We start from the raw sequence: 26,566 nt of genomic DNA, 5'->3' as shown, positions 1-26,566 counted from the left end.
GATTTATTTGTTAACTCATAAAGATTATTTGCCTTTTGAAGTGCTCCTGTTATGCGTAAATCATCACCAGCGGCAACGGTTCCGACTGTCGTGCCAACATCTCGCTTTGCCGCTTCTCCCAATTGAACGTTTTTGAAAATGCATAATTATCAGTCAAATGGCATGATTTCTCATTTTAACGGAATGAAAAACCATGCTTATTGGATATGTACGCGTATCAACAAATGACCAGAACACGGCTTTGCAACGTGATGCGCTGGAGCGGTCAGGATGTGAGCTTATTTTTGAAGATAAAATGAGCGGTAAAACAGCAGAAAGACCGGGGCTTAAAAAATTACTAAAGCACCTTTCTCCTGGAGACACGCTTGTTGTCTGGAAACTGGATCGACTTGGGCGGAGTATGCGTAACCTGGTCATTCTGGTGGAGGAACTAAAACAACGTTCCGTGAACTTCCGCAGCCTGACTGACAGTATTGATACTTCAACACCAATGGGGCGTTTTTTCTTCCACATCATGGGCGCCCTGGCGGAAATGGAAAGGGAGCTAATCGTGGAGCGTACCCGCGCCGGACTGGCGGCAGCAAGGGCGAAAGGGCGAATTGGTGGCAGGCGTCCAAAGCTTACACCAGAGGAATGGGAACAGGCCGGAAGATTGCTGGCGGCAGGTGAAACACGTCAGCGCGTTGCGCTGATATTCGATGTCGGTATTTCCACACTATATAAAAAATTTCCCGCCAGCCGGTCAGGATGATAACGGTTTTATTGTGTCATCACTGATACATTCCCAACAACGTGCATGGCATGCATATCAACCAGAACATAGGCAGACACCCTGTAAACCGGAGAGACTGCCTTATGGCTCAGGACTACCACCACGGTGTGCGCGTCGTTGAGGTTAACGACGGCACCCGCACTATCAGAACAGTAAGCACGGCAGTTGTCGGTCTTGTTTGTACCGGCGACGACGCCGATCCCGTGACTTTTCCACTTAATAAACCTGTTTTGTTGACCGATGTGCTCACCGCCAGCGGTAAAGCAGGCGAGTCCGGCACGCTGGCTCGTTCACTGGATGCGATTGCAGACCAGGCAAAACCCGTGACCGTAGTTGTGCGTGTGGCACAGGGCGAAACCGAAGCGGAAACCACCTCAAACATTATCGGCGGCGTAAGTGCCGACGGTAAAAAAACAGGTATGAAAGCGCTGCTTTCGGCTCAGGCGCAGCTCGAAGTCAAGCCGCGCATTCTCGGTGTGCCGGGGCATGACACGCAGGCGGTTGCTACGGAACTGCTGAGCGTGGCGCAGAGTCTGCGTGGGTTTGCCTACCTGTCCGCTTATGGCTGCAAAACGGTGGAAGAAGCCATTGCCTACCGTGACAATTTCAGCCAGCGCGAGGGGATGCTGATCTGGCCTGATTTCATCAACTTTGACACCGTGCTGAATGCAGATGCGACGGCTTACGCCTCAGCCCGTGCGCTCGGCCTGCGCGCCAAAATTGACGAACAGACCGGCTGGCACAAAACCCTGTCCAACGTGGGTGTGAACGGTGTCACCGGCATTTCCGCCGATGTGTTCTGGGATTTGCAGGACCCGGCAACCGACGCGGGACTGTTGAACCAGAACGACGTCACCACGCTTATCCGCAAAGACGGCTTCCGCTTCTGGGGTTCCCGTTGCCTCAGTGACGATCCGCTGTTTGCCTTTGAGAACTACACCCGCACGGCGCAGGTGCTGGCTGACACCATCGCAGAGGGGCACATGTGGGCAGTGGATAAACCACTTAACCCGTCACTCGCTCGCGACATCATCGAAGGTATCCGCGCCAAGCTCCGCAGCCTGGTGAATCAGGGGTATCTCATCGGGGCTGACTGCTGGCTGGATGAGTCCGTGAACGATAAAGACTCCCTGAAAGCTGGGAAACTCACCATCGACTACGACTACACGCCGGTGCCACCGCTTGAAAACCTGATGCTGCGCCAGCGCATCACCGATCGCTACCTGGTCGATTTTGCCAGCCGCGTCGCTGCATAAGGGGGAATCATGGCTTTACCACGCAAGTTAAAACACCTGAACCTGTTCAATGACGGGAATAACTGGCAGGGGATCGTTGAGTCTCTGACCCTGCCGAAATTCACCCGCAAGTTTGAGAAGTATCGTGGCGGCGGTATGCCGGGCGCGGTGGATGTGGACATGGGGCTGGATGACGGCGCACTGGACACGGAATTTTCAATCGGCGGCACCGAACTGCTGTTATTTAAGCAGATGGGCAAGGCCACGGTTGACGGCATCCAGCTGCGTTTCACCGGCTCCATTCAGCGTGACGATACCGGCGAAGTTCAGGCAGTGGAGCTGGTTGTGCGCGGGCGTCATAAAGAAGTGGATTCCGGTGAGTGGAAAACCGGCGAGAGCAGCACCACCAAGGTCAGTAGCACCAACAGTTACGCGAAGCTGACCATTAACGGCGAAGTGCTCTATGAGGTCGATCTGGTCAACATGGTTGAAATCGTTGACGGCGTGGACCTGATGGAAGAACACCGTAACGCCCTCGGCCTCTGATTAACCTTAACGGCGCGGGAAGCTGCGCCAGTATTTCATTAACAGGAAACGAACATGAGCGACAAGCTGACTGAAAAGACCGTAAAACTGGATACCCCCATCATGCGCGGTAAAACTGAAATTACCGAAATTGTGCTGCGTAAGCCGCAGTCCGGCGCACTGCGTGGCACCCGTCTGCAGGCCATTATGGATATGGACGTGGGCGCGATGATGACTGTGATCCCGCGAATCTCCTCCCCGACGCTGACCGCGCAGGAAATGGCAGAGCTGGACCCCGCCGATCTGACAGCAATGGCTGTAGAGGTGGTTACTTTTTTGTTGCCGAAGTCGGTGCTTGCCGATTTGCCGACAACCTGACGGTTGATGATCTGGTGGCAGATATTGCCACCATCTTTCACTGGTCGCCGTCCATCACTGACGTTATGCCGCTGACTGATGTGCTGGAGTGGCGGCATAAGGCAATTCAGAGAAGCGGGGCCAGCGATGAGTGATAATAACCTGCGACTGCAGGTAGTTCTGGGGGCGGTGGATAAGTTAACCCGCCCATTTAAAAATGCACAGGCTGGCTCTAAGGAGCTGGCATCAGCTATTCGACAAACCCGCGATCAGATTAAAAAGCTGAGTGATGCTGGAGGTCAGCTTAAATCTTTCGATCAGCTAACTCAAAGTGTTAGCCGTACTGGTGCCGAACTGGATCAGGCGAGGCTACGCGCTCAAATGATGACGCGCGAAATGTCTTCTTTGGAATCCCCGACAAAAAAACAAACGCAGGCGCTTGAAGCTCAGTGGCGTGCTGTTTCACGTCTTGAACAAAAACAGCAACAGGAAACTCGCCAGATGGCGGCAGCCAGGGCTGAGCTTTATCGGCTGGGGTTATCTGCTGGGGGCGGAGCGCGTGAGACGGCACGGATTGCACGAGAAACAGAGCGGTATAACCGACAGTTGGCTGAGCAGGAGCGCAGGCTGCGTGAAGTTGGCGAGCGTCAGCGAAAGCTCAACGCCATCAAAGCCAAGGCTGAAAAGACCCGCGAGTTAAGGAACTCTCTGGCAGGTAATGGTGCAGGGGCGATGGCGGCTGGGGTAACTACTGGCATGACGTTGCTGGCTCCAGTAAAAGCCTATTCAGAATCAGAAAATGCAGCGAATCAGCTCGCCGGTTCAATGATGGGGCCGGGCGGAAAGGTAGCGCCTGAATTTGAAAAAATTAACCGGCTTGCAGTTGCTTTGGGCGATAAGCTGCCGGGAACAACAGCCGACTTTCAGAACATGATGACTATGCTACGCCGTCAGGGTATGTCGGCGCAGGTCATCCTGGGCGGCTTGGGAGAGTCAGCAGCTTATCTTGGCGTGCAGTTACAGATGGCTCCCACTGCAGCAGCTGAGTTTGCGGCTAAGTTACAAGATGCTACTCAGACCTCCGAAAAAGACATGATGAATCTGATGGACGTTATCCAGAAAGGATTCTACGCAGGGGTAGATTCAGGAAATATGCTGCAGGGGTTCTCAAAAATCAGCAGCGCGATGGATATTATTCATAAAAAGGGATTGGACGCGGCTAAGACATTTGCTCCTCTATTAGTTATGGCTGATCAGGCTGGTATGGCTGGAGAGTCAGCTGGTAATGCCTACCGAAAAGTATTTCAGTCCGTCATGAATACGGAAAAAGTGAAGGATGCTAATGATGAACTAAAAGGCACCGGCGTTAAGTTCGATTTTACGGATGGCAAGGGGGAGTTTGGCGGGCTGGAGAAAATGTACACGCAGTTAGCTCAACTCCAAAAGCTTAATACTGAGAAAAGGTTAGCTACTCTAAAAGGTATTTTTGGGGATGATGCGGAAACGCTACAGGTGCTAAATATTATGATTACCAAAGGCATCTCAGGCTATCGTGAAACGGCTTCAAAGTTACAAAATCAGGCTTCTCTACGCGAGCGTGTTGATGCCTCCTTGAATACTCTTGGTAATAAATGGGAAGCCGCTACAGGTTCCTTTACCAATGCTATGGCCAGTATCGGTGAAACAGTTGCCCCAGCATTAAAGAAGCTGGCTGACTGGTTGGGTGAACTGGCTTCGCGTCTGGATGGTTTTGTTAAACGACACCCACAATTGACCTCTGCGCTGTTTAAGCTGGCAGCTGGCTTTGCCATTGTTGCCACCGCCGCTGGGGTTGTTTCACTGGCGCTGGCGTCCGTGTTAGGGCCGATGGCAGTAGTGCGAATGAGCGCAGGGGTGATGGGGCTAAAATTTTCATCTGTATTTGGTCTTATTGGGAAAGCAATCAGTTCTGTTGGCAAGTCAGTTATATGGCTGGGCCGATTGATGTTTGCAAATCCTATACTGGCCGTCATTGGGCTGATCGCCGCTGGTGCAATTTATATCTGGCAAAACTGGGACACGCTTGGGCCAAAATTCAAGGCAATGTGGGATGCCGTATGTAATGCCACAAGTACGGCATGGGATTGGATTAAAGAGAAGGCCAGCGCCGCATGGGAGGGGATTAAGTCACTGTTCTTTAATTATACCTTGCCGGGATTAATAGCTAAAAATTGGGATGCAATAAAATCTGGCGTTTCTGAAGCGTGGGCCAATATCAGACAATCTATTAGTGATAAATGGAATTCGATCCTAGCTGATGTTGCCGCGCTTCCTGCGAAGTTTCAGGACATGGGCAGCGCCATTATTGACAGCATTCTCGATGGAATTAATGCCAAATGGGAGGCACTCAAAAGCAAGCTTTCCTCAGTCACCGATTATTTGCCTGACTGGATGACCGGAAATAATAAAATACAAGACAAAGCACAGGTGCAGGTGGTTGGTGGAGCAGCGGCTGCTACCGTTCCGTTTGCCGGGATGTATGACAGTGGTGGGATTATTCCGCGCGGTCAGTTCGGTATTGTTGGGGAGAACGGCCCTGAAATTGTGAACGGCCCCGCAAATGTGACCAGCAGGCGGCGCACTGCCGCGCTGGCTTCCGTCGTTGCAGGTGTCATGGGCGTAGCGGCAGCGCCTGCAGAGGCTGCTCCACTACATCCTTACAGTCTGCCTACTGTGGCATATAAACAAAGCCAGCCTACGAAATCTGCCAGCGCGCCGCCAGTGATGCATTTTGAAACTCACGCGCCGATCACTATCTATGCTCAGCCAGGGCAGAGTGCGCAGGATATTGCCCGTGAAGTTGCCAGACAGCTTGACGAACGCGAGCGCAAGACCAGGGCTAAAGCACGCAGTAATTTCAGTGATCAGGGGGGGTATGAATCATGATGATGGTGCTGGGGTTATATGTCTTTATGCTGCGTACAGTGCCATATCAGGAGCTGCAGTATCAGCGAAGCTGGCGACACGCCGCCAACAGTCGGGTGAACCGACGAGCATCAACGCAGTTTATTGGCCCGGATAATGACTCGCTGACGTTATCTGGTGTATTGCTGCCGGAGGTCACCGGGGGCAGGCTGTCATTGCTCGCGCTGGAGCAAATGGCAGAGCTGGGCAAAGCATGGCCCCTGATTGAGGGAAGCGGGACCATTTACGGCATGTTTGTAATCGAGAGCCTGAGTCAGACAAAAACGGAATTTTTTGAAAGCGGAATGCCTCGGCGTATTGAGTTTACGCTGACCCTGAAAAGGGTTGATGAGTCGCTGTCTGATATGTTCGGCAGTCTCAGCGATCAGCTAAGTAACCTGCAGGACTCTGCAACGTCTGCGATAGGTAATATTAAAAATACGGTTGGAGGGTTGCTGCAGTGAATTTTAGCTCTGATCTTTTTGACCTGAACAGCAAAAGCCCGGCTTTCAGTATCACTATTGAAGGTAAGGACGTGACCACCGCGCTGGATGCGCGCCTGATGAGTCTGACGCTGACCGATAACCGGGGTTTTGAGGCTGACCAGCTTGATCTGGAGCTGGACGATGCCGACGGGCAGATTGTTCTGCCGCGACGTGGTGCTGTTATTCAGCTGGCGCTGGGGTGGAAAGGCCAGCCACTTTTCCCGAAAGGGGCGTTTACTGTCGATGAGATTGAGCACAGCGGTGCTCCTGATCGTCTGACTATCCGTGCCCGTAGCGCTGATTTCCGTGAAACCCTCAATACTCGGCGCGAAAAGTCATGGCACCAGACAACCGTTGGCGATGTGGTAAAGGAAATCGCAGCGAGGCATAACCTTAAAATGGCGCTGGGTAAAGACCTGACGGACAAGGCGCTGGATCACATGGACCAAACCAATGAAAGCGATGCCAGTTTCCTGATGAAGCTGGCGCGCCAGTATGGGGCGATTGCTTCCGTTAAGGATGGAAACCTGTTGTTTATTCGGCAGGGGCAGGGAAAAACGGCGAGCGGTAAGCCGCTGCCGGTTATCACCATAACCCGCCAGGCCGGTGACGGTCATCGTTTTACCCTGGCTGATCGTGGTGCCTATACCGGCGTTATTGCCAGCTGGCTGCATACCCGTGAACCCAAGAAAAAAGAAACAACCAGAGTTAAGCGCCGTCGCAAGAAAACCACCACACCCAAAGAGCCGGAAGCAAAACAGGGTGATTATCTGGTGGGAACGGATGAAAACGTGCTGGTTCTTAACCGCACTTACGCAAATCGCAGCAATGCTGAGCGTGCGGCAAAAATGCAGTGGGAGCGTCTGCAGCGTGGTGTTGCGTCATTCTCCCTGCAGCTCGCAGAGGGCCGGGCAGATCTCTACACCGAAATGCCAGTAAAGATGAGCGGCTTTAAACAGCCTATCGACGATGCCGAATGGACCATTACAACGTTGACGCACACGGTCAGCCCGGATAATGGTTTTACTACCAGTCTGGAGCTAGAAGTAAAGATTGATGATATAGAAATAGAATAAATGAGTTCTCAATATTGATTCTTTGTGTATCATTATTGAGAGCTTAATGGCAGCGGAGAAACTCAAGATGATGAATTGTCCAAAGTGTGGACACTCAGCGCACACTAGGAGCAGCTTTCAGGTCACTGATAGCACAAAAGAACGTTACTGCCAGTGTCAGAATATCAATTGTGGTAGCACCTTTGTCACTCATGAAACAGTAGTGCGGTTTATCGTTACGCCAGCCCTAGTAAATAACGCTCCTCCTCATCCAGCAGCAGGCGGACAAGGCCACATGAATTTTTGAAGAGTCTTTATCACCATTTGGCTTACAAATGGAGTGTCGTTAGAACTGAGTGGCGTTTTCGATGATATTGGCTTTATAGGCTTTCTCTTGTTCAAAAGTCATAGAGCCACTTTTCTTACACTCATTCCCGCCAGCATCAATTTTGTAACCTTGATCGCGTGTGACGTTCAGAAGCGTGACCCTTTTTATTGTCTCCGGCTTCCATTTATTCATGAAATAGTCATTACATATCCAGTCAAACATGGCGGTAGCCATATCCTGCGTCACTTTTGAACGGTCATATCTGACAGTGAGTTCACCATTTTTAAGACTATGCTCACGAGCATTTGTGCCAGCAATGACATTCTCAATCGAAACCGGAATCTTGTCTGCATAGGAGCTGGCGCTGGTAATAAGTAATAAGGCAATTAGAGATTTTTTCACGTCGGTAGTCCCTTTAATGGATAAATGTCTGTCGCCATTTTGCCGCCACTACTAAATAAAAAAGGGCTACGTTTTCACGTAACCCCTTGTTTTATTTGGTGGAGCTGGCGGGAGTTGAACCCGCGTCCGAAATTCCTACATCCTCGGTACTACATGCTTAGTCAGTCTTTACTTTCGCCTGGCACCTGCGGACGGACACGCCACTACCAGACTAGCCTGATTAGTTTTAACGTTTCAACCCCAGGCAGGGCCTCCACGCGATCTCTTTTGGGTTTGACCTCTCTTTGATCCCCGTCTTAAGAGCGGAAGCTAGGGAGAGAGGGCTCTGAGCAGGTTATTAAGCTGCTAAAGCGTAGTTTTCGTCGTTTGCGACTATTTTTTTGCGGCTTTTTACGAGGCCAACCGCCCCTCGGCATGCACCTTGGGTTTCGCGAATCCCGTCGAATCCAGAATCAGCCCCAATGTGTGAAGATAAGTATAACAGACTTGTGACAGTCGTGACCAGCCCCTCATTTTGCTGTCCGTCAGGCAGTTAGCGCTCGCGCAGCGCTTCTTTGGCCCGGTTGAACGGTTTGATTAAATAGTCGACGATGGTTTTTTCACCCGTTTTAATGTCTACGGTGGCGATCATCCCGGGAACGATGGAAAAACGTCGACCCAACTTGTTCTGCAAATAGTCCTGTTCGGTGCGGATAAAGACGCGATAGTAAAAGATCTCCGGTTTGACCTCATCCTGAATGGTGTCCGGCGAAATGGTTTCTACAACGCCCTCCAGACCGCCGTAAATGGCGTAATCGTAGGCGGTAATTTTCACCAGCGCGCGTTGTCCTGGGTGAATAAACGCGATATCGCGCGGCGACAGGCGGGTTTCAATCAACAGGTGATCGTCGACCGGCACAATCTCCATCATCTCGCCGTTTGGTGGGATAACCCCGCCAATGGTGGTGACCTGGATGTTCTTCACGATACCGCGAACCGGCGAGCGCACGGTCAGGCGCGTTACCGAATCTTCCCGCCCTTTGATGATCGCGGCGAGCATCGCGACCTCCGCGTTGGCTTTGGAAAGCGCCTCGCGCGCCTGGACGTAATATTGTGAGCGCAAGTCGGTCAGCTTCAGCCCGATATCGCTTTTTTGCCGCTGCAGGCGCAGTACTTCAACGTGGCTGGCGGCGCCGCTTTTTGCCAACCGTTCGGTAATCGCCAGCTCTTTATTCACCAGCGCCAGCGCCTCTTTCAGGTCTGACTGCGCATCGGCAAGCTGGGCGCGGCGGCTGTTATAAAGCCGCGTTTCCGAGGCGAGCAGTTCCGGCCAGTCTTTCAGCTCGTCGGAAAAGACCAGCGGTTGGTCGCTCACCTCTGCGGTCAGACGCTGGCTGGAGGCCAGCGACGCGCGATAGCGGGCGGCACTTTCGCCGACGTTGGATTCGGAACGTGTCGGGTCAAGGCGCGCCAGCACCTGACCGGCCTGCACCTGATCGCCCTCATGCACAACCAGTTCCGCGAGGATGCCGCCGTCGAGCGACTGCAATACCTGTTCACGGGAACTGGGGATCACTTTCCCGGTGCCGGTCGACACTTCATCCAACACGCCAAACCATCCCCAAATCGCCAGCATCAGGCACAAAATGCCGGTTAGCCAGATGATCCGGCTGGCCCCTGAAAATTCTCGCTCGCGGCTGTCGTCGAGTGCGTCAAGCGTAGGATCAGGCTGACTGGTTTTCATTTTTCCACTCCCGTGCGTTAGCCTGTGCGGCCATTCGACTCTGTCCCAGCGCCTGGGCTTTAGGCGCATCCATGACCAGTTGCCCCTCTTTGAGCACGATCACCCGCTCCACCAGTTCCAGCACCGGTACGCGATGGGTGGCAACAACCAGCGTGCGATTGCCGAGCCACTGCCCCAGACGTTGAATAAACTCGCGCTCGGCATGCTCGTCCAGCGAGGCGGTGGGTTCATCAAGCAGGACGATATTTGGCGAACGCAGTAGCATCCGTGCGAGCAAAATCGACTGGCGTTGCCCGCCGGAAAGGCCCGTCCCCCCTTCCATAATCGGATGATCCAGTCCTTTTGGCAGACGTTTTACGAAGTTCGCCGCGCCGCAGATCGCCAGCGCGGAAAAAATCTCGTCATCGCTGGCGTGCGGCGCGCCCAGCGTCAGATTCTCGCGCAGGGTGCCAAAGAACAGGCGGGCGTTCTGACTGAGCAGGCCAACGTTGCGGCGCAAGTCCGACATATCAATGTGCGGCAGGCTGATGTTGTCGAGACGGGCATCGCCCTCGACCAGATCCACGCCGCCCGCCAGCGCCTGTAGCAGCGTCGACTTCCCCGCGCCGTTGCGCCCCAGTATGGCAATGCGCTCACCGGCGGCAATCTCCAGCCGGTTGATGCGCAGCGGTACCCGCTGATCTTCGCTGTGATAGCGAAACTGCGCGTTCTCAAACAGATAATGGCCGTGGAAGATCTCCTGATGTACCAGCGTCTCGTCACGCTGGGTCTCGGTGGGCAGTTCCATAATGCTGTCCAGCCCCTTTTTGGCGGCCTTAACCTGCTGCCAGCGAGCCAGCACCCCACACAGATTGCCCATCGGGGCGATCATTCTGGAGGCGAGCATCGAGGCAGACACGACCGAGCCGGTGGTCAGCGTGCCGTCGATCACCAGCGGCGCGCCGAACATGACCACCGCCGCGTACACCAGCCCCTGCACCGTCACCCCCCAGTTGATCAGCCCCTGCGACAGTTCACGGGTACGCAGGCCCGACTCGGCGGTGATGCGGATGTAGCTGTTCCACTGCTGCAGAAAACGGTTCTCAGCCTGCATCAGCTTAATGTCTTCCAGCCCCTGCACGCTCTCCACCAGTACGGCGTTGCGCAGCGTAGCTTCATGCGCCGACTGGTTCGCCAGCACCGCGAGCTTTTTTTGCAGCAGCAGGCCGGGAAGTATCATCAGTAGCGCCGCCACCGGGGCGATCCATGCCAGTGGCGGGGCGATGATCGCCAGAACCACAATAAACAGAAAGAAGAAGGGCAGATCGACGATCGTGGAAAGGGTAGAGGAGGTGACCATTTCACGGATCTGTTCCAGCTCGCGCAGTTGAGAAATAAAGCTGCCGGTCGAACGGGGGATCGCGCTGTTGCGCAGGCGCAGCGCGTGGCTGAACACGCGATCGGAAACCCGCATGTCGGCGCGTTTGCCCAGCAGATCCATCACATGTCCGCGCGCGAGTCGCAGCAAAAAGCCGAACAGCATTGCGATCAGCACGCCTACCGCCAGCACGTACAGCGATGGCCACGACTGCGCCGGGATCACCCGGTCATAAACCTGCATGGAAAAAACGATCCCGGACAGAGACAAGATGTTGATCAACAGCGCCGCCAGCATCACCGGGCCGTAAGGACGCAGATCTTTCAGCACCAGGCTTTTCAGCCAGTCGGGACGGAAACGTGAGACATAGGCGTCTACCCGGCTGTCCTTCACTGCCGAAAGCGGACGTAGCGCGATGATAAAGCGGATGGTCGGCAGCAGTTCGCTCAGGGCGAGCCGGTTACGTTGCAGGTCGCCATTAACAAAGCAGACATCGAGCTGGTTATCGCCATCAAACTGTTCCACCAGCACCAGTTCGCCATCCTGAAGCTGAATGACTACCGGCAATCGCCAGCGGCTGAGGGATTGCCCGGTTGGCGTCAGCGGCTGAAAAGAAAGGCCGGCCTGGCGGGCTAACTGGGTAAGCGCTTGTGGCATCGCTTTATCTTTAAACCACGGCGCGCTGGCCTGTAACGCGCCAGGAGAACAGGCGATCCGATAATGGGCGGCGATATGGCTCATCGCTCGCGCCCAGTTGGCCAGCGCCTCTGCGCTAATCGGCTCATTGGCCGGAATGTCGGCATGGATCATGGCTGGATCTCCACGGACTGAATGGTGCGGTTTTCCAGGCCAAACGCCCGGCGCATCTGTCCGCTGTTGTACAGGCAGTTAAGCTGGAGCTGATGCAGTTGGCTTTCGGTCTGGATCTGCGCAAAGCGGGCCTGATACACCTCCTGTTCGGCATTCAGCACATCGAGCAGGGGGCGTGAACCGAGATCGAGATATTGTTGTTGATACAGTTCCCGCGTCCGCTCGCTCAGCGTCTGTTGGCGCTTTTGGATCTGTAACGATGTCGCCAGATTCATTGCCTCGCTGCGATCGGAAAGCAATTTCTGGCGGACATCCAGTCGGGTACGCTGAATGGCGGACTGGGCGGATTCCACTGCATGGCTGGCGGCGTTGCGACGCGCGGTTAAGCCGCCGCCCTGATAAATCGGCATCTCCACTTTCACCCATGCCGAATATTGGGTGCGGTCGATGGAGGCGCTGCCCGAATAGTTATCGTTCAGGTAATGACGAACTTCCGGCTCAAGCGAGACTGTCGGCGTCATTTGCGCGTTGGCGTAGTCCAGATTCGCCTGAGCGACGTTGGCCTGCGCCCACGCGGCGAGCACTGAGGGCACCAGTTTGTCATCCGGCGTGGCCTGCTCGCAGCTGCGGTTGAGCATCGCCGGGAATTCATTGCTAATGGCGTTGAGGTTTTTCCAGCCCAGCCAGGTTTTCAGCGTCTCCTGCGAACTTTCAAGGTTGGCCTGATACTGAACAAGCTGGGCGCGCGCGCCTTCAATGCGCGCGTCGGTCTGCACCACATCGGAAAGCGAGCTGGCGCCTTCGTCGTTACGCTGGTTCGCCAGTCTGCCGATGCTGCTCAGGGCGTCGAGTTGCTCTTTAGCCACTTCCACCATTTGTTGCCAGGTTTGCACTTGCACGAGGGTGGAGGCGGTCTCAAGGCCGACGTTATCAATGCTCACCAGTACGTTCGCCTGCTCCTGCGCGACGCCTGCGTTTTCCGCCCGCACCTGGCTGGCGACTTTGCCGAAGTCGTAGAGCATTTGCGAGAGGGATACTACCAGCGACGGGCTGAATCCGCTGTCGGAGTAGCTGTTGGTGTATCCGTTATTCATTCCGGCATTAATCTGCGGATAATATTTGGCTTTGGCGACGTCCACCTGCTGGATTTGGGCATACAGTTTGCCGATCACTTCGGCGATCGACGGATGCCAGGAGACAGCGCGATTGACCGCCTGAGAAAGGGTAAGTTCTCCGGGCGCAGCGCTGTCGCCGGTGAGCGGCATTGGTCCATTCAGCGAGGGCAGTTCCTGCTGCTCAACCCATTGCTGTGGGGCGATGCGGGGCGGTTCCTCGGCGGCAATCGCCGGGAACGCGCACAGATGTCCCGCCAGCCACCAACCTGTTAGCTGTCGTTTTCCCATTTTTTTACTTCCCTAAGCTGCTTTTTGCCCCGGGCGGGCGTGCGCCCGGGGTCGTTGTGTTGTCGTTTTTTGTACTTATCAGGTCACAATATGGTTCTGTTCAATCAGCTCATTGAGCGTGGTCTGTACGTTCTCCAGGGTGACGAGTGCCGTTGACTGATACGTGCTCCCCGCGCCGTCGCGGTCGATGGATATCGTGGTGTTGCCGCCGCTGGTGCTGACGTTGAGATAACTGCCGAGCGTGGCGTTATCTCCGTTCCAGCCCACCAACAGGTCGCCAATGTCGATTTTGTCGCTCTGCGTCAGCGAGAAGTTTCTCCACGTATCCGTACCGTTTCCGCCCGTCGCGCTGCTGGCGTTAAGCAGGTTGTAGATCAACGTGTCGCCGTAGGCCGATCCCACCAGGACATCGTTCTGCGTGGTGCTGACGACCTGTGGAGCAATATCTACCGTCAGGGTGGCGGTGTCGGTATGACCACGGGTGTCATCCAGTTTGTAGGTAAAGGTCTCCTTCGTGGACATAGATGAGAGTGCGACGCCGTTGTTCAGCGTGTAGGTGTAAGAGCCGTCAGCGCGGATTTGCAGCGAGCCGTACTGCCCCTGGATGGTGGTCGTCCCGCTGGAATACGGATCCAGCGTCGCGGTACTGCCGTTAAAACCGGTTACCGTCAGACGCGTATCGACGGTGTTCAGTTGATCCAGCACGCCAGAGGCGTCGCTGCCGTCAAAGATATTGCCGTTGACGGTATGCGTACCGGAGGTTTCGAAATTATCCAGATCGACTGTGGTACCGGTGATGCGCGGCGTAATGGTCGCAGCCCCCACCAGAGTGTTGTTACCGGTGAAGTTCAGCGTATACGTGCCGCCGTCCAGCTCCAGCCCGGTGAGATTGACGGTTACCGTGGCGCCGCCGAGGGTGATATTGGAAACCGGTACGGTGCCGGTGCGAATCACTACGCCATTTTCCAGCACCGTCCAGGTGATGGTCAGGTTGCCGAGTGTGATCAGTGTGGAAACGTTAAAGACAATCGCTGCGCCTTTCAGAATTGTGCCAGCCGCGACGTCAAAGGTCCCGCTGCCGCTGCCGGTTCTGCCAAACGCTCCCCAACTTGCTGTGCCGACAGAGCTGTCCAGATAGCTCACCGTATCCTGCACCGACGGCGCAATCAGGGTGTCGCTGACATCGTTCACGGCATCCAGCGCGCGGGCGGTTGGCTGGATATTGAGTGAAGCGGTGTCAGTATCGCCGTTTGGCGCCCGGACCGTATAAACGAAACTGTCTGGCGTGGAGGTGCTGTCAGCTCCGAGGCCGCTTTTCAGGGTGTAGGTGTAGTTCCCCTGCGCATCAATGGTCAGCGTGCCCCAGGCACCCACAATCGTCGTGGTGCCGGTCTGTGCCACCGCGACGCCGTTCACCTGGGTCACCAGCGTTCCGTCTGGCGCGACGTCGTCGTTCAGCACGTTGCCCTGAGTGGTGGTGCTCAGGCTTTCTACGCTGTAAACATGATCCTCAAGGATGTTCAGCGTATAGCCAGTCAGCGCCGTGATGCCAAATGACGGGTTCAGCAGGAACAGGTATTCACCGCCCGGGAGGTTGAGGGTCAACGGATTGGACTGACCGCCCAGGAGCGGCGCGTTCAGCCAGTTTCGCTCTACCCGCCACTGTTCAAACTGCTGGGTGACATCATTAAAGCGATAGATATAGAGGTCAAAACTCGACGCCACCGCCACGCCGCCTATCGATGATTGCAGCGTCATGGTACGTGTCGTGCCTTCTTCAACGTCGAAGATTATCGGGTTACTCAGTCTGTCGAGCACCCCAACATCCAGCACGTTGCCGAGGCTAACGTTCACCACGGTAAAACCACCCTGCGAAGACGGACCATTGTTAACGGCGTCCACCAGCGTGTCATAGGGCAGGGTAGCGACGTTATCGACAGCCGTAACGCTGCTGGCCGGAGTCTCATTGCCCAGCGTGATCACCAGTTTCGCCGAGGTTGTATTACCGCCGCCGGTGATAGTGTAGGTGAAGCTTTCGGTTCGACCGACCACCGATGCCGGGCTGTTCGGGTTCAGCGCGTAGCTGTAGCTGCCGTCCGGATTGATGGTCAGTGTCCCGTAGACGCCCTGAAGGACGCTGCTGCCGGAGCCGAGCGTAACGCTGTTGCCGTTGGTGCTGGTAACCGTTGTTACTACGGTGTCCTGCGGCGCGCTGTCGTTGTTCAGTACGTTACCGGTTTGCGTTTCCGCGCTGGTGATGGCGCCTGCGCTGGTCTGCTCGACGTTGACGTTCAGCGCAGTGTAAGAGCCCGTCGCCAGCAGAGCGGTGTTATAGGTCAGCACCCGATAGGTTCCGCCCTCTAATCCGGTGACGTTCACCGTTACGCCGCTGCTGCCCAGCGTCAGCAGGTTGGCGAACTGTGCCTGAGCGGTGTCGATGACCGTTGTCCACGAGTTAGTGGCCGCATCGTATTTCTGGATCGCCACTTCCTGGGTATTGAGCAGCGAGAGCACCACCCCGGTGGTACTGGCGTCGATCACCAGATTGGCGCTTCCGCCGTCCTGGACGGTGAACTCGACCGCCGCCGTATCGTTGCCCAGCACGTTCGCCACGTTGCCGAGCGCGCCTACCAGCAGCAAACCGTAGTCGCTGTAGTCATTGGTGGTCACGGTGGCGTCGGTGGTGATGGTCAGGTTCTCCACGTTATCGCTGGCGGCGATGGGGAGCGTTGGCGCCTGAACCTGGGTGGTGGTTGAAACGTTGCCAACCGCATCAGTGGCGCTGACGCTGATATTTTCCCCGCTGGTCTGTTTGCGGTCGAAAGTCAGGGTGTAATTACCGCTACTGTTGGCAGTGGTGGTGAGCGTCTCGCCGGTACTGAGGGTGATCGTGACCGTACTGCCCGCTTCGGCGGTCCCGCTGATGCTGGCGCCGTCAGCGCTGATGCTGCCGGTGGGCGCAGCCGTCACGGTGTCTATCGTGACGTTAAAGGTGGAAGAAAAGGTGCCGGTGCCGTTAGCGTTGGTTGCCGTGGCGGTCAGCGCGTGCGCCCCGTCAGCCATACCGGCAGGCGGGGTGAACGACCAGCTCCCCTGGGCGTTGGCAGTGGTGGTGCCAATCGCCACGCCGTCGCTGTAGATGGTGATGGTTGAGGATGGCTGTGCGGTGCCGTTGATCAGCGGTGTGGCGTCGTTAGTTGCCTGACCGTTGGCCACCAGCCCGGTGATTGAACCAACCTCATCGGTCAGTGAGACAATCACCGGTGCGCCTGGCAGCCCGGTAAACGGCGCTTCGACGCTGCCTGCCGTTCCGATGTTGCCAGCCCGGTCCTGGGCAACCACCTGCAGGGTTTCTCCGCCAACCTGCGCCGGCGTGATGACAATGGAGAAATTGCCGGTGCCGTCTGCGACGCCGGTACCCAGCACCGTGCCGTTGCTGCCGGTGATGGTAATCGTGCTGCCCGCTTCCGCCGTACCGGTTACGCTGGTGCCGTTGGCGACCACCGCCAGGTTCGCTGGCGCGGCAGGCGGCGTGGTATCGACAACAATGGTGGAGATTGCCGAGGCCGGGCTGACGTTGCCCGCCGCGTCGGTGGCCTGGGCCGTAAAGCTATGCGACCCTTCGCCCAGCGCAGTCGTCGGCGTAAAGCTCCACGCCCCGTTCGCATCCGCCTGAATCGGCGTTGGCGTAAGCAGGGTTGCGCCATCGTAGATATTGATAAACGCCCCCGGCTCACTGGTGCCGCGCAGTTCCGGCAGCGTATCGTTGGTGCTTTGCCCGCTGCCTACTGCGCCGGTGTTGTTGCTGACGTCATCCAGGATCGTGGTGATGACCGGTGCGGCTGGCGTTTGGGTGTCCACCGTCAGGCTGAAGCTGCTGGATGGGCCGACGTTGCCCGCCGTATCAGTGGCGCTCACGGAAAGCGTGTGCGGCCCGTTGCTGAGTGCCGTGGTCGGCGTAAAGCTCCATGTTCCGTTGGCGCTCACGACGACGCTGCCGATGACCGTTCCGTTATCGCTGAAGGTGAGCGTGGTGCCTGCTTCTCCCGTTCCGTTAAGCGTCGGACGGGTGTCGTTAGTGCTCTGATTGGGCGACAGGTTGCCGGTCTGCGGTGCGCTGTCATCCACCACCGAGGTGATCGCTGGCGCCAGCGGAGCGACACTGTCTACTGCCAGGGTGAAACTGGCCGCCGGACCCGTATTGCCCGCAGCGTCCGTTGGGGTAAAGGTTAGTGGATGCGTGCCCTGACCGAGATCGCTGGTTGGGGTAAAGGTCCAGGCGCCGTTGCTGCCTACTGTCGCCGTGCCGATAGGCACGCCGTTATCCGCAATGCTGATAGTGGTACCGGGCTCGCCCGTCCCGGTAAAGGTGGGGCGCGTATCGTTGGTGGACTGACCGCTGGTCAGGCTGCCGGTCACCGGGCCTGCGTCATCGGTCACGCTGCTGATAACCGGTGCGACAGGCGCGGCGGTATCGACCGTCAGGGCAAAGTTTGCCGATGCCGGACCGGTATTGCCCGCGCTGTCGGTGGCTGTCACCCGTAGCGTGTGCGTCCCCTGCGCCAGCCCATCTGGTCTGTAGCTCCAGCTACCACCTTCGTTGACTACCGCAGTGCCAAGCAGGACGCTGCCGTCGAAGACGTTAATGGTGCTACCCGGCTCGCCCGTCCCGGTGATGACGGGACGAGGATCGTTGGTGGTCTGGCCGTTAGTGAGATCGCCCGTACCCGGCGTGACGTTATCGGTCACGTTGACGATGGCGGGCGCCACGGGCGCGACGGTATCCACCACCAGGCTAAATCCCGCGCCGGGGCTGACGTTGCCTGCGGCATCGGTCGCGGTCACGTTAAAGGTATGCGAACCGCTGGCGAGTGCGGTAGGCGGCGTAAAGGTCCAGGCGCCTGTGCCGTCTGCCTGCACAGTGCCGAGCAGGGTCGTACCGTCAAAAATGTTAACGGTGCTGTTGGCTTCGGCCGTTCCGGACAACGTTGGGCGCGTATCGTTGGTACTTTGTCCGTTTGCCAGTGTGCCGCTGTTGGGGGCGACATCATCGGTGACCGCGCTGATGACCGGCGCCGATGGCGCCTGGGTATCGACGGTCAGAGTGAAGGATGCCGCCGGACCTTCGTTCCCTGCGGCATCCGTCGCCGTAACGGTCAGGTTATGCAGGCCGCTGCTTAACGGACTGTCCGGAGAAAGCGACCAACTGCCGTCTGTGCCAGCGACGACGCTGCCGATTTCGGTGGCGCCATCATAGAGGGTGACGGTTGCGCCTGGCTCCGCCGTCCCCTGGAAGGTCGGCTGGCTGTCGTTAGTGCTTTGCCCGTTCGCCAGTACGCCGGTGCCCGGGTCGGCGTCATCGGTGACGCTCTGGATCACCGGCGCACGCGGCGCGGCGGTGTCCACGGTAACGGTATACCCCGCAGACGGGGCGCTGACGTTACCAATCGCATCGGTAGCGGTGACGGTTATGGTGTGTGTTCCGGCGCTGAGCGCAGGCGGCGTGAAGCTCCAGCTACCGTTGGTCACGGTCGTAGTGCCGATGTTTACACCGTTGTCGTAGAACGTAATGGTACTGCCTTCTTCACCGCTACCGGTAAAGGCTGGCGTGGTGTCGTTTGTGCTGCCGCCGTTGGCGATGATGCCGGTTTGCGGATCGCTGTCATCGGTAGCCGACGTGATCGCTGGCGCCAGCGGCGCGGTGGTGTCCACAACCACCTCAAACGCTGCTGACGGCGCACTGACGTTGCCCGCGGCATCGGTGGCGGTAATGGTCAGACTGTGGCTGCCTTCACCCAGCGCCGTCGTTGGAGTAAAGGACCATACGCCGTTGACCACCTGCGTTACCCCGAGCAGCGTGGCGCCATCGTAAATCGAAATCGTCTCGCCGTCGGTTCCGGTACCGTTGAGGGTCGGGCGCGCATCGTTAGTGGTGTCGCCACTGGTGAGCGTGCCAGTACCCGGCCCGACATCGTCCGTCACGCCGCCGATGACTGGCTGAGCAGGCGGGGTGAGGTCGAGGGTGATGGTAACCACCGCCGAGGCTTTGCTTGAATCTGCACTGTCGACCACCTGGAAGGTATGCTCGCCTTCACCCAGCGCCGTGGTGGCTGTCCAGACCCAGTTGCCCGTGCCGTCGACAGTGACTGTGTCGACCACAACCCCGTTCACAATAATATTAATGGATGTGTCTGGCGTAGCGGAACCACGCAGGCCGGGCAACGTGTCATCGGTGGTCTCTCCGTCACGCACATCACCCTGCACGCCGCCTGCGTCGTCGACCACGGCGCTAATCACCGGCAGCCCCGTGCCGGATCCGGCAAAGTCAGCCGGAATACTGAGGTTACCTGCCGCATCCTGCGCCGTGGCTGTCAGGGTGTTGGTGCCGGTTTGCGCCGGGGTGATATCAATGCTGAAGTTGCCGCCCGTCGCCACGCCGGTGCCGATCACGTTGCCGTTATTGTCACGGATGATCACCGTGCTTCCTGCTTCCGCAGTGCCGGTTACCGTGCCGCCGTCGTCAGAAATCAGTACGTTCTGCGGTGTTGCCGGCGGGGTAAGGTCAACGTTTAAGGTGATCGGGGCGGAAGGCTGGCTCGCATTCCCTGCCGGATCGATGGCGACTGCCGTGAGGGTATAGGAACCTTCGGTAAGCGGCGCGTCAGGGACAATTGTCCAGTTGCCGTCGCCATCAACTAGCGCCGTGCCGACCACGGTTGCGCCGCTGGAGAGGGTGACGGTGCTGCCCGGTTCGCCAGTGCCGCTGACGGGTTGTTCAGGCTGGTTAGTCGCCGCTGGGCTGGTCGGTGAGGTGATAAACGGCGCATCAGGCGCGCGGGTATCGACCGTTAAATCAAACTCAGCCGACGGCGGGCTGATGTTCCCGGCTGCATCGGACGCCGTGACGCTAAAGCTGTAGCTGCCCTCGGCAAGTGGAGTGGTCGGCGTGAAGTTCCAGGCGCCGCCAATGACTTCTGCCGTACCGATCGCCACGCCGTTATTCAGTATGGTGACGATACTCCCCGTTTCGCCCGTTCCGCTCAGGGTCGGGGTGGTATCGTTCGTCTGGCCGCCGTTGCTCAGCGGCCCGCCGTCCTCATTAACCGTGAAGGTTGGCGTGGTCGGCGCCTGGGCGTCCACGCGCACGATACGATCCGGCGATGTGGTGCTGTTTCCCGCTGGATCGGTGACGGTCAGCGAGATGACGTGGTCACCCGATGTCAGCGGCGTCGTCAGTTGATAGCTCCAGTTACCGGCGTTATCGATGATTAACGGCGGTAGCGCCACGCCGTCAAGGGTAATGATGATGGTGTCGCCTGCGGTGCCGCTTCCGCTCAGCAGCGGCAGCGTATCGTCGGTGAACTGCGCGTTATCCAGCGAGCCCGTCTGGCTGCCGACGTTATCAGTGATCGTCAGGTTCGGCGTTGCTGGCGCGGTTGTATCCACCACGATACCGGTTGGCGCGGAGGGAGCGCTGACGTTGCCTGCCGCATCGGTCACGGTGATGGTAAACACATGCTCACCCTCGCCCAGTACGGCGGAAGGATATTCCCAGGCGCCGTCGGCGATCGTGACGGTGGCCACCTCAACACCCTTGTCGTAAATGGTAACGCGCTCGCCGTTGACTCCCGTTCCGCTGAGAACCGGCTGTGTTTCGTTGGTCGCCTGGCCGTTGCTTAACGGCGCATCATCACCGTCGACCACGGTCAGCGCCGGGGTGGCGGGGGCGGTGGTATCGACGGTAATGACGATTGCGGCGGAGTTCGCGCTGGTATTTCCCAGCGGATCGCTGGCGGTGACGCTGAGGGTATGGTTGCCTTCGCTGAGTGCTGGCGCCGGGGTAAAGCTCCACGTACCGGCGTTGGTGACTTCGGTTGTGCCAATCGCCGTTGTGCCGTCATACACCGTAATGATGTCTCCGGCGGTACCGCTTCCGCTCAGCACTGGCTGCGTGGCGTCGGTGACGGCGTTATTGGTCAGCTCGCCCGTAATTTCCCCGGTATTGTCGGTAATGGTCAGAACCGGCGCCTTAGGCGCGGTGGTATCGACCGTAATGACGACGGCATCGGACGCGGGACTGGTCTGGTCCTGTCCGTCGGTTGCCGTGGCGGTGAAGGTGTACTCACCATCAGGGAGAACGTCTGTGGTCAGCGTCCAGTTGCCATCAGGGTCTACGATAGCCGTACCCGACAGCGGCACGCCGCCGTTCAAAATGGTGATGGTCGCTCCCGGTTCACCGGTACCGCTGAAGGTCAGTCGGTTGTCATCGGTGCTTTGCCCGGTATCCAGGTTACCGTTGACCCCGCCGAAGTCATCGGCAATCGATACCACCACCGGCGCTTCCGGCGCGGTGATATCGGGTGCCTGCACGCTGGTGGGCTGACTGGTGTTATTTGATCCATCGGTGGCGGTCACCGTGAGGGTTTCGCCATTAACCACGGCAGGAGTGAGCGAAACGGTAACGGTGCCGTTCGCCGGAACCGGCTCAGATACCGCCAGAGTATTGCCTTCGCTGTCTTTAACGGTGATCCGACTGCCCGGCTCGGCGGTGGCGGTCAGGGAACTGCCATCCGCGGACACCTCCACGTTCGATGGCGGCTGCGGCGCGGTGGTGTCGGGCGCGGTAACAGAGGCTGGCGTGCTCTCCAGGTTCGCCGGATCGGTGACCACAGCGGTTAAGGTCTCGCCGTTGGTCTGTGGCGTGTCGAGGTCGACACTGAAATTCCCCTGATCGTCCGTAGTGCCCTGACCCAGCGGATTGCCATCGGGATCGCGAATGGTGACGGTGCTGCCCGGTTCGGCAGTGCCGGTGACCGTGGCGCCGTCATCGGAAACGTCAAGATTACCGGCTGGCTGCGGTGGAGTGATGTCCGGCGCGATGGTCGTCGACGGTGGGCTGGTCAGATTCACCGTGTCGGTGACGACAGCCGTTAAGATCTCGCCGTTAGTTTGCGGTGTGTCGAGCGTGACGGTAAAGGTACCGTCGGGCTGAACCAGCGCGGAACCGAGCGGCGTATTGTCGCTGGCGTAGATGGTCACGGTAGTACCGGCTTCGGCGGTCCCGGTGACGGTGGCGCCGTCGTCCGAAACATCCAGATTACCCGCCGCCAGCGGCGCGGTGGTGTCAGGCGCAGTGGTGGTGGCCGGAGAACTGGTCAGGTTTGCCGGATCGGTGACGATAGCGGTTAAAATCTCGCCGTTAGTCTGCGGTGTATTCAGGGTAACGGTGAAAGTACCGTCGGGCTGAACCAGCGCGGAACCGAGCGGCGTATTGTCGCTGGCGTAGATGGTCACGGTAGTACCGGCTTCGGCGGTCCCGGTGACCGTGACGCCATCATCGGAAACATCAAGATTACCGGCAGGCTGCGGCGGAGTGGTGTCGGGTGCGGTAACAGAGGCTGGCGTGCTCTCCTGGTTTGCCGGATCGGTGACAATTGCGGTCACAATCTGACCGTTGGTCTGCGGCGTGTTCAGGGTAACGGTGAACGTACCATCATCCTGAACCACTGCGCTACCCAGCGGTGCGCTGTCGCTGCCGTAGATGGTCACGGTGGCGCCTGCTTCGGCTGTACCGGTGACCGTGAGGCCATCATCGGAAACATCAAGATTACCGGCAGGCTGCGGCGGAATCGTATCCACGGTGATGGTGTACGTCCCGGAAGGGGCGCTGATGTTACCTGTCGCGTCGGTAGCGGTGACGGTTATGGAGTGTGTTCCGTCGCTGAGCGTGGAGGGGGTAAAGCTCCAGCTACCGTTGGTCACGGTGGCCGTGCCGATCCTGACGCCGTTGTCGAAGATAGTGACTATGCTGCCATTTTCACCGCTGCCGCTAAAAGTCGGTGTGGTGTCGTTGGTGCTGCCTCCGTTGCTGATGATGCTGGTCTGCGGATCGCTGTCATCGGTGGCGGAGATAATGGTGGGTACGAGCGGCGCGGTGGTATCCACAACCACCTCAAACGCCGCTGACGGCGCGCTGACGTTGCCTGCGGCATCGGTGGCGGTAATGGTCAGGCTATAGCTGCCTTCACCCAGCGCTGTGGGCGGCGTAAAGTTCCACACGCCATTTTCCACCTGTACCTGCCCGAGCAGCGTGGCGCCATCGTAAATGGAGATCGTTTCGCCGTCGGTGCCGGTACCGCTCAGGGCCGGGCGTGAATCGTTGGTGGTATCGCCGCTGGTGAGCGTGCCGGTGCCCGGCGCGACATCATCCGTTACGCTGCCGATGACTGGCTGAACCGGTGCGGTGAGATCGACGGTGATATTCACTATTGCCGAGGCATTTTCCGCATTCGCACTGTCAACAACCTGGAAGGTGTGTGTACCTTCACCCAGCGCCGCGGTTGCCGTCCAGACCCAGCTCCCGGTGCCATCAACGGTTACCGTGCCGACATTTACGCCGTCGACCAGTACATTGAGCGTTGAATCAGGCGTGGCGGTACCGCGCAGGCCGGGCAGGGTGTCATCGGTGGTTTGCCCGCTTCTCAGATCGCCCAGGATGCTACCCTCATCATCGACCACAGCGCTGATAACCGGCAGTCCGCTGCCGGAGCCGTTGAAGTTTGCCGCAGGGCTGGTATTGCCCGCCGTATCCTGGGCAGTGGCCGTCAGCCCGGCGTTGCCGGTTTGCGCAGGCGTGATCGCAATGGAGAACGTGCCGTCTGTCGCTACGCCGGAACCAATAATATTGCCATCGGCATCACGAATAATCACCGTGCTGCCGGTTTCCGCCGTACCGGTCACCGTGCCGCCATCCTGAGAAATGACCACGCTTTCGGGAGTCGCAGGTGGGGTGGTATCAACTTCCAGAACAATCGGCGCAGAAGGCTGACTCTGGTTACCCGCCGGATCGGTGGCGACCGCGGTCAGCGTGTACGAGCCTTCCGTTAGCGCCGGAGCAGGCGTTATTGTCCAGTTGCCGTCGCCATCAACCACCGCCGTGCCGACAACCGTATTACCATCAGACAGCGTAACGGTGCTGCCCGGTTCGCCGGTGCCGATAATGGGTAATTCTGGCTGATTGGTTGCCGCCGGAGTGGTCGGCGAGGTGATAAACGGCGCATCGGGTGCGCTGGTATCTACCGTAAGCGTGACAGAAGGGGACGGTGTGCTGGTCTGGTTATTCGCGTCGGTCGCCGTAACGGTAAAGTTATGGTTGCCGTCTTCAAGGACGGGTGTCGTGAGCGTCCATGTACCGTCGCTGCCGACAATAACGCTCCCCGGCAACGCCGTCCCTCCGTCCAGAATGGTAATAGTCGCGCCAGGCTCACCGGTCCCGCTGAAGGTTAATTGATTATCATCGGTGCTTTGCCCGGCGGTCAGATCACCTTTCACATCGCCTGCATCATCAACAATCGATACCACTACCGGCGCTTGCGGCGCGGTGATATCGGGCGCCTGTACGTTGGCTGGTTGACTGGTGTTGTTTGAACCATCGGTGGCGGTCACCGCGAGCGTTTCGCCGTTTTTTTGTGGCGTGTTCAGATCGACGCTGAAGTTCCCTTGCTCATCCGTTACGCCCTCACCAACGGGATTGCCATCCGGATCGCGAATGGTAATTGTGCTGCCCGGCTCTGCGGTGCCGGTGACGGTGGAACCGTCATTGGAAATGTTAAGATTACCGGCAGGCTGCGGCGGGGTGGTGTCCGGCGCGACGGCGGTTGCCGGAGGGCTGGTCAGGTTTGCCGTGTCGGTGACGACAACGGTCACCGTTTCACCGTTGGTCTGCGGCGTATCCAGCACGACGTTGAAGTTCCCCTGGTCATCCGTTTTGCCCTGACCAATGGGATTACCCGCCGGATCGCGAATAGTGATCGTACTGCCCGGCTCTGCGGTGCCGGTGACGGTGGTGCCGTCGTCTGAAACGTCAAGATTACCGGCAGGCTGTGGCGGGGTAGAGTCCGGCGCAGTAACCGTGCCGGAAGGTCCGCTATTCCCTGCTTTATCCATCGCGATAGCCGTCAGCGCTTCTCCGTTCTGTAACGCTTGCGTGAGCGTTAAAGTAAATTTGCCATTGCTGTCTGCGGTTACCATACCCAGCGCCGTACCATCGCTATTGGTAATGGTTACCGTACTGCCGGCCTCCGCGTTCCCTGAGATCACAAGCCCGTCTGCGGAGATCGCCAGATCTGTTATCGCGCCGGGAGCCTGGGTATCCACAACAAAAGTAAAATCGCCGGACACGACGCTGGTATTGCCCGCCTTGTCTGTTGCGGTAACCGTCAGTTCATGTTCGCCATCGGCGAGCGAAGACGGTGGTTTGAAGCTCCAGTTGCCCGAGGCGTCTACAGTTGTTGTACCGAGAACCTGACCATTGTCATAAACGATAATAACGGCCCCAACTTCGCCAGTACCGGAGAGCACAGGCTGGTTGTCGTTTGTGGTTTGGCCATTTTGAATGGCGCCGGTGATGCCAGCAACGGCATCCAGCGCGCTGGTGATCAGTGGCGATGCGGGCGGGGTGGTATCAACACTTCCCGGTGGAGGGTTGGTGGTGCCTCCGCCGCCATTGTCTGTACCGCCGCCCGGGTTACCGCTGCCATTGTCGTCATCATCGTCCCCTCCGCCGCCGCCCGATGCGGCGATTGCCGCGATCCCGCCAGCAGCGACTACGCCGCCAAGTACCCAGGGCCAAATAGCGGCGCCTTCATTTGCGCCGCCTGCGGTGATTAACAGCTCATCGATGGATGAGATCTGCTCAAACTGCAGTCCTGCTTCCGGGTTCTCTACCCACCACAAGGCTCCGTTGTCGTCTTCCAGCACCAGCTGGCTCGCGCCCTGATCGTTAGTGACGTAGAAATTTTTAATGGTCACCTTTTCACCAGAATGAAAAGTAATGACCAAATCCTGATTAACGCGAGCAAGCTGGCTGATTTCTTCGCGTTGCGCGCTTAACTTCACTATGGAAGGGGTATTAAGTGTGACTTCAGAGGCTTCGACATTGGTGGAAACGCCCGTCAACTTGGATACAACGGCGAGAAGACGCATATATTCACTCCTGATAGCTTGCGCAGTGCGTTATTTTTTAAAATCACCCATCAGGAAAATACGCAGACGAGCGCCCTCGTTCATCGTTATGATGAATTCTCGCGGATGATTTCTGTTTACTGGTCGTTCGGATGGCGGCTTGTTGTGTGCTGAATAACCTTTTGTTTTTATGTACTGGTACTTTCGT

The 26,566-nt window shown here is 57.7% G+C and carries 14 protein-coding genes, 1 other RNA gene and 1 pseudogene; 9 read left to right on the top strand and 7 right to left on the bottom strand.

What is annotated here, in order from left to right; translation table 11 throughout:
• Positions 1-128: pseudogene (locus tag OOJ60_RS22055) on the bottom strand (phage tail protein); the annotation flags it as partial.
• Between the two features lie 65 nt (positions 129-193).
• Here OOJ60_RS22055 and OOJ60_RS22050 point away from each other — a divergent pair.
• From OOJ60_RS22050 to OOJ60_RS22010, 9 genes are all read left to right on the top strand, one after another.
• A complete protein-coding gene (locus OOJ60_RS22050; protein WP_205613280.1) occupies positions 194-751 on the top strand; it encodes a recombinase family protein in 558 nt (185 codons plus the stop codon).
• 104 nt (positions 752-855) lie between these two features.
• Positions 856-2,028: a phage tail sheath protein gene (locus tag OOJ60_RS22045; protein ID WP_205613279.1), complete on the top strand. Its 1,173-nt coding sequence runs from the start codon at positions 856-858 to the stop codon at positions 2,026-2,028.
• 9 nt (positions 2,029-2,037) lie between these two features.
• On the top strand, positions 2,038-2,553 hold the full coding sequence (locus tag OOJ60_RS22040) for a phage major tail tube protein (RefSeq protein ID WP_024552851.1): 516 nt from the start codon (positions 2,038-2,040) through the stop codon (positions 2,551-2,553).
• A 54-nt stretch (positions 2,554-2,607) separates the two neighbouring features.
• Positions 2,608-2,910: a phage tail assembly protein gene (locus OOJ60_RS22035; protein WP_001280965.1), complete on the top strand. Its 303-nt coding sequence runs from the start codon at positions 2,608-2,610 to the stop codon at positions 2,908-2,910.
• A 14-nt stretch (positions 2,911-2,924) separates the two neighbouring features.
• Positions 2,925-3,044 carry a GpE family phage tail protein gene (locus OOJ60_RS22030; protein ID WP_000763315.1) on the top strand — a complete coding sequence of 40 codons (120 nt, stop codon included), beginning with the start codon at positions 2,925-2,927 and terminating at the stop codon, positions 3,042-3,044.
• Positions 3,037-5,814, top strand: coding sequence for a phage tail tape measure protein (locus OOJ60_RS22025; protein WP_205613278.1), 2,778 nt, complete (start codon positions 3,037-3,039; stop codon positions 5,812-5,814). The genes OOJ60_RS22030 and OOJ60_RS22025 overlap by 8 nt, the downstream gene beginning before the upstream one ends.
• Entirely contained in the window at positions 5,811-6,296 is a 486-nt protein-coding gene (locus OOJ60_RS22020; RefSeq protein ID WP_205613277.1) for a phage tail protein, read from the top strand. The genes OOJ60_RS22025 and OOJ60_RS22020 overlap by 4 nt, the downstream gene beginning before the upstream one ends.
• A complete protein-coding gene (locus OOJ60_RS22015) occupies positions 6,293-7,393 on the top strand; it encodes a phage late control D family protein (RefSeq protein WP_205613276.1) in 1,101 nt (366 codons plus the stop codon). Before OOJ60_RS22020 ends, OOJ60_RS22015 begins: the two co-directional genes overlap by 4 nt.
• Before the next feature lie 67 nt (positions 7,394-7,460).
• Entirely contained in the window at positions 7,461-7,679 is a 219-nt protein-coding gene (locus OOJ60_RS22010; protein ID WP_045901840.1) for an ogr/Delta-like zinc finger family protein, read from the top strand.
• Positions 7,680-7,718: 39 nt separating this feature from the next.
• On the opposite strand, the gene OOJ60_RS22005 is transcribed toward OOJ60_RS22010, so the two are convergent.
• The 6 genes from OOJ60_RS22005 to OOJ60_RS21980 all read right to left on the bottom strand — a co-directional run bounded on the left by OOJ60_RS22005 (position 7,719) and on the right by OOJ60_RS21980 (position 26,379).
• Positions 7,719-8,102 (bottom strand): hypothetical protein, encoded by a 384-nt coding sequence (locus OOJ60_RS22005; protein WP_025711956.1) that lies wholly within the window; start codon positions 8,100-8,102, stop codon positions 7,719-7,721.
• A 96-nt stretch (positions 8,103-8,198) separates the two neighbouring features.
• Positions 8,199-8,562: a transfer-messenger RNA gene (ssrA, locus tag OOJ60_RS22000) on the bottom strand.
• Positions 8,563-8,634: 72 nt separating this feature from the next.
• Positions 8,635-9,825: an HlyD family efflux transporter periplasmic adaptor subunit gene (locus OOJ60_RS21995; RefSeq protein WP_181822718.1), complete on the bottom strand. Its 1,191-nt coding sequence runs from the start codon at positions 9,823-9,825 to the stop codon at positions 8,635-8,637.
• A complete protein-coding gene (locus OOJ60_RS21990) occupies positions 9,806-11,992 on the bottom strand; it encodes a type I secretion system permease/ATPase (protein ID WP_205613189.1) in 2,187 nt (728 codons plus the stop codon). Before OOJ60_RS21990 ends, OOJ60_RS21995 begins: the two co-directional genes overlap by 20 nt.
• Positions 11,989-13,395 (bottom strand): TolC family outer membrane protein, encoded by a 1,407-nt coding sequence (locus tag OOJ60_RS21985; RefSeq protein ID WP_205613188.1) that lies wholly within the window; start codon positions 13,393-13,395, stop codon positions 11,989-11,991. The genes OOJ60_RS21990 and OOJ60_RS21985 overlap by 4 nt, the downstream gene beginning before the upstream one ends.
• Positions 13,396-13,473: 78 nt before the next feature.
• On the bottom strand, positions 13,474-26,379 hold the full coding sequence (locus OOJ60_RS21980; protein WP_205613187.1) for a BapA/Bap/LapF family large adhesin: 12,906 nt from the start codon (positions 26,377-26,379) through the stop codon (positions 13,474-13,476).
• Positions 26,380-26,566 lie beyond the last annotated feature (187 nt).

Source organism: Citrobacter sp. R4, assembly GCF_026719175.1.
Lineage (GTDB): Bacteria > Pseudomonadota > Gammaproteobacteria > Enterobacterales > Enterobacteriaceae > Citrobacter_A > Citrobacter_A sedlakii.
The sequence above is the reverse complement of the archived record's forward strand: the minus strand, read 5'-3'. Positions and strand labels throughout refer to the sequence as shown.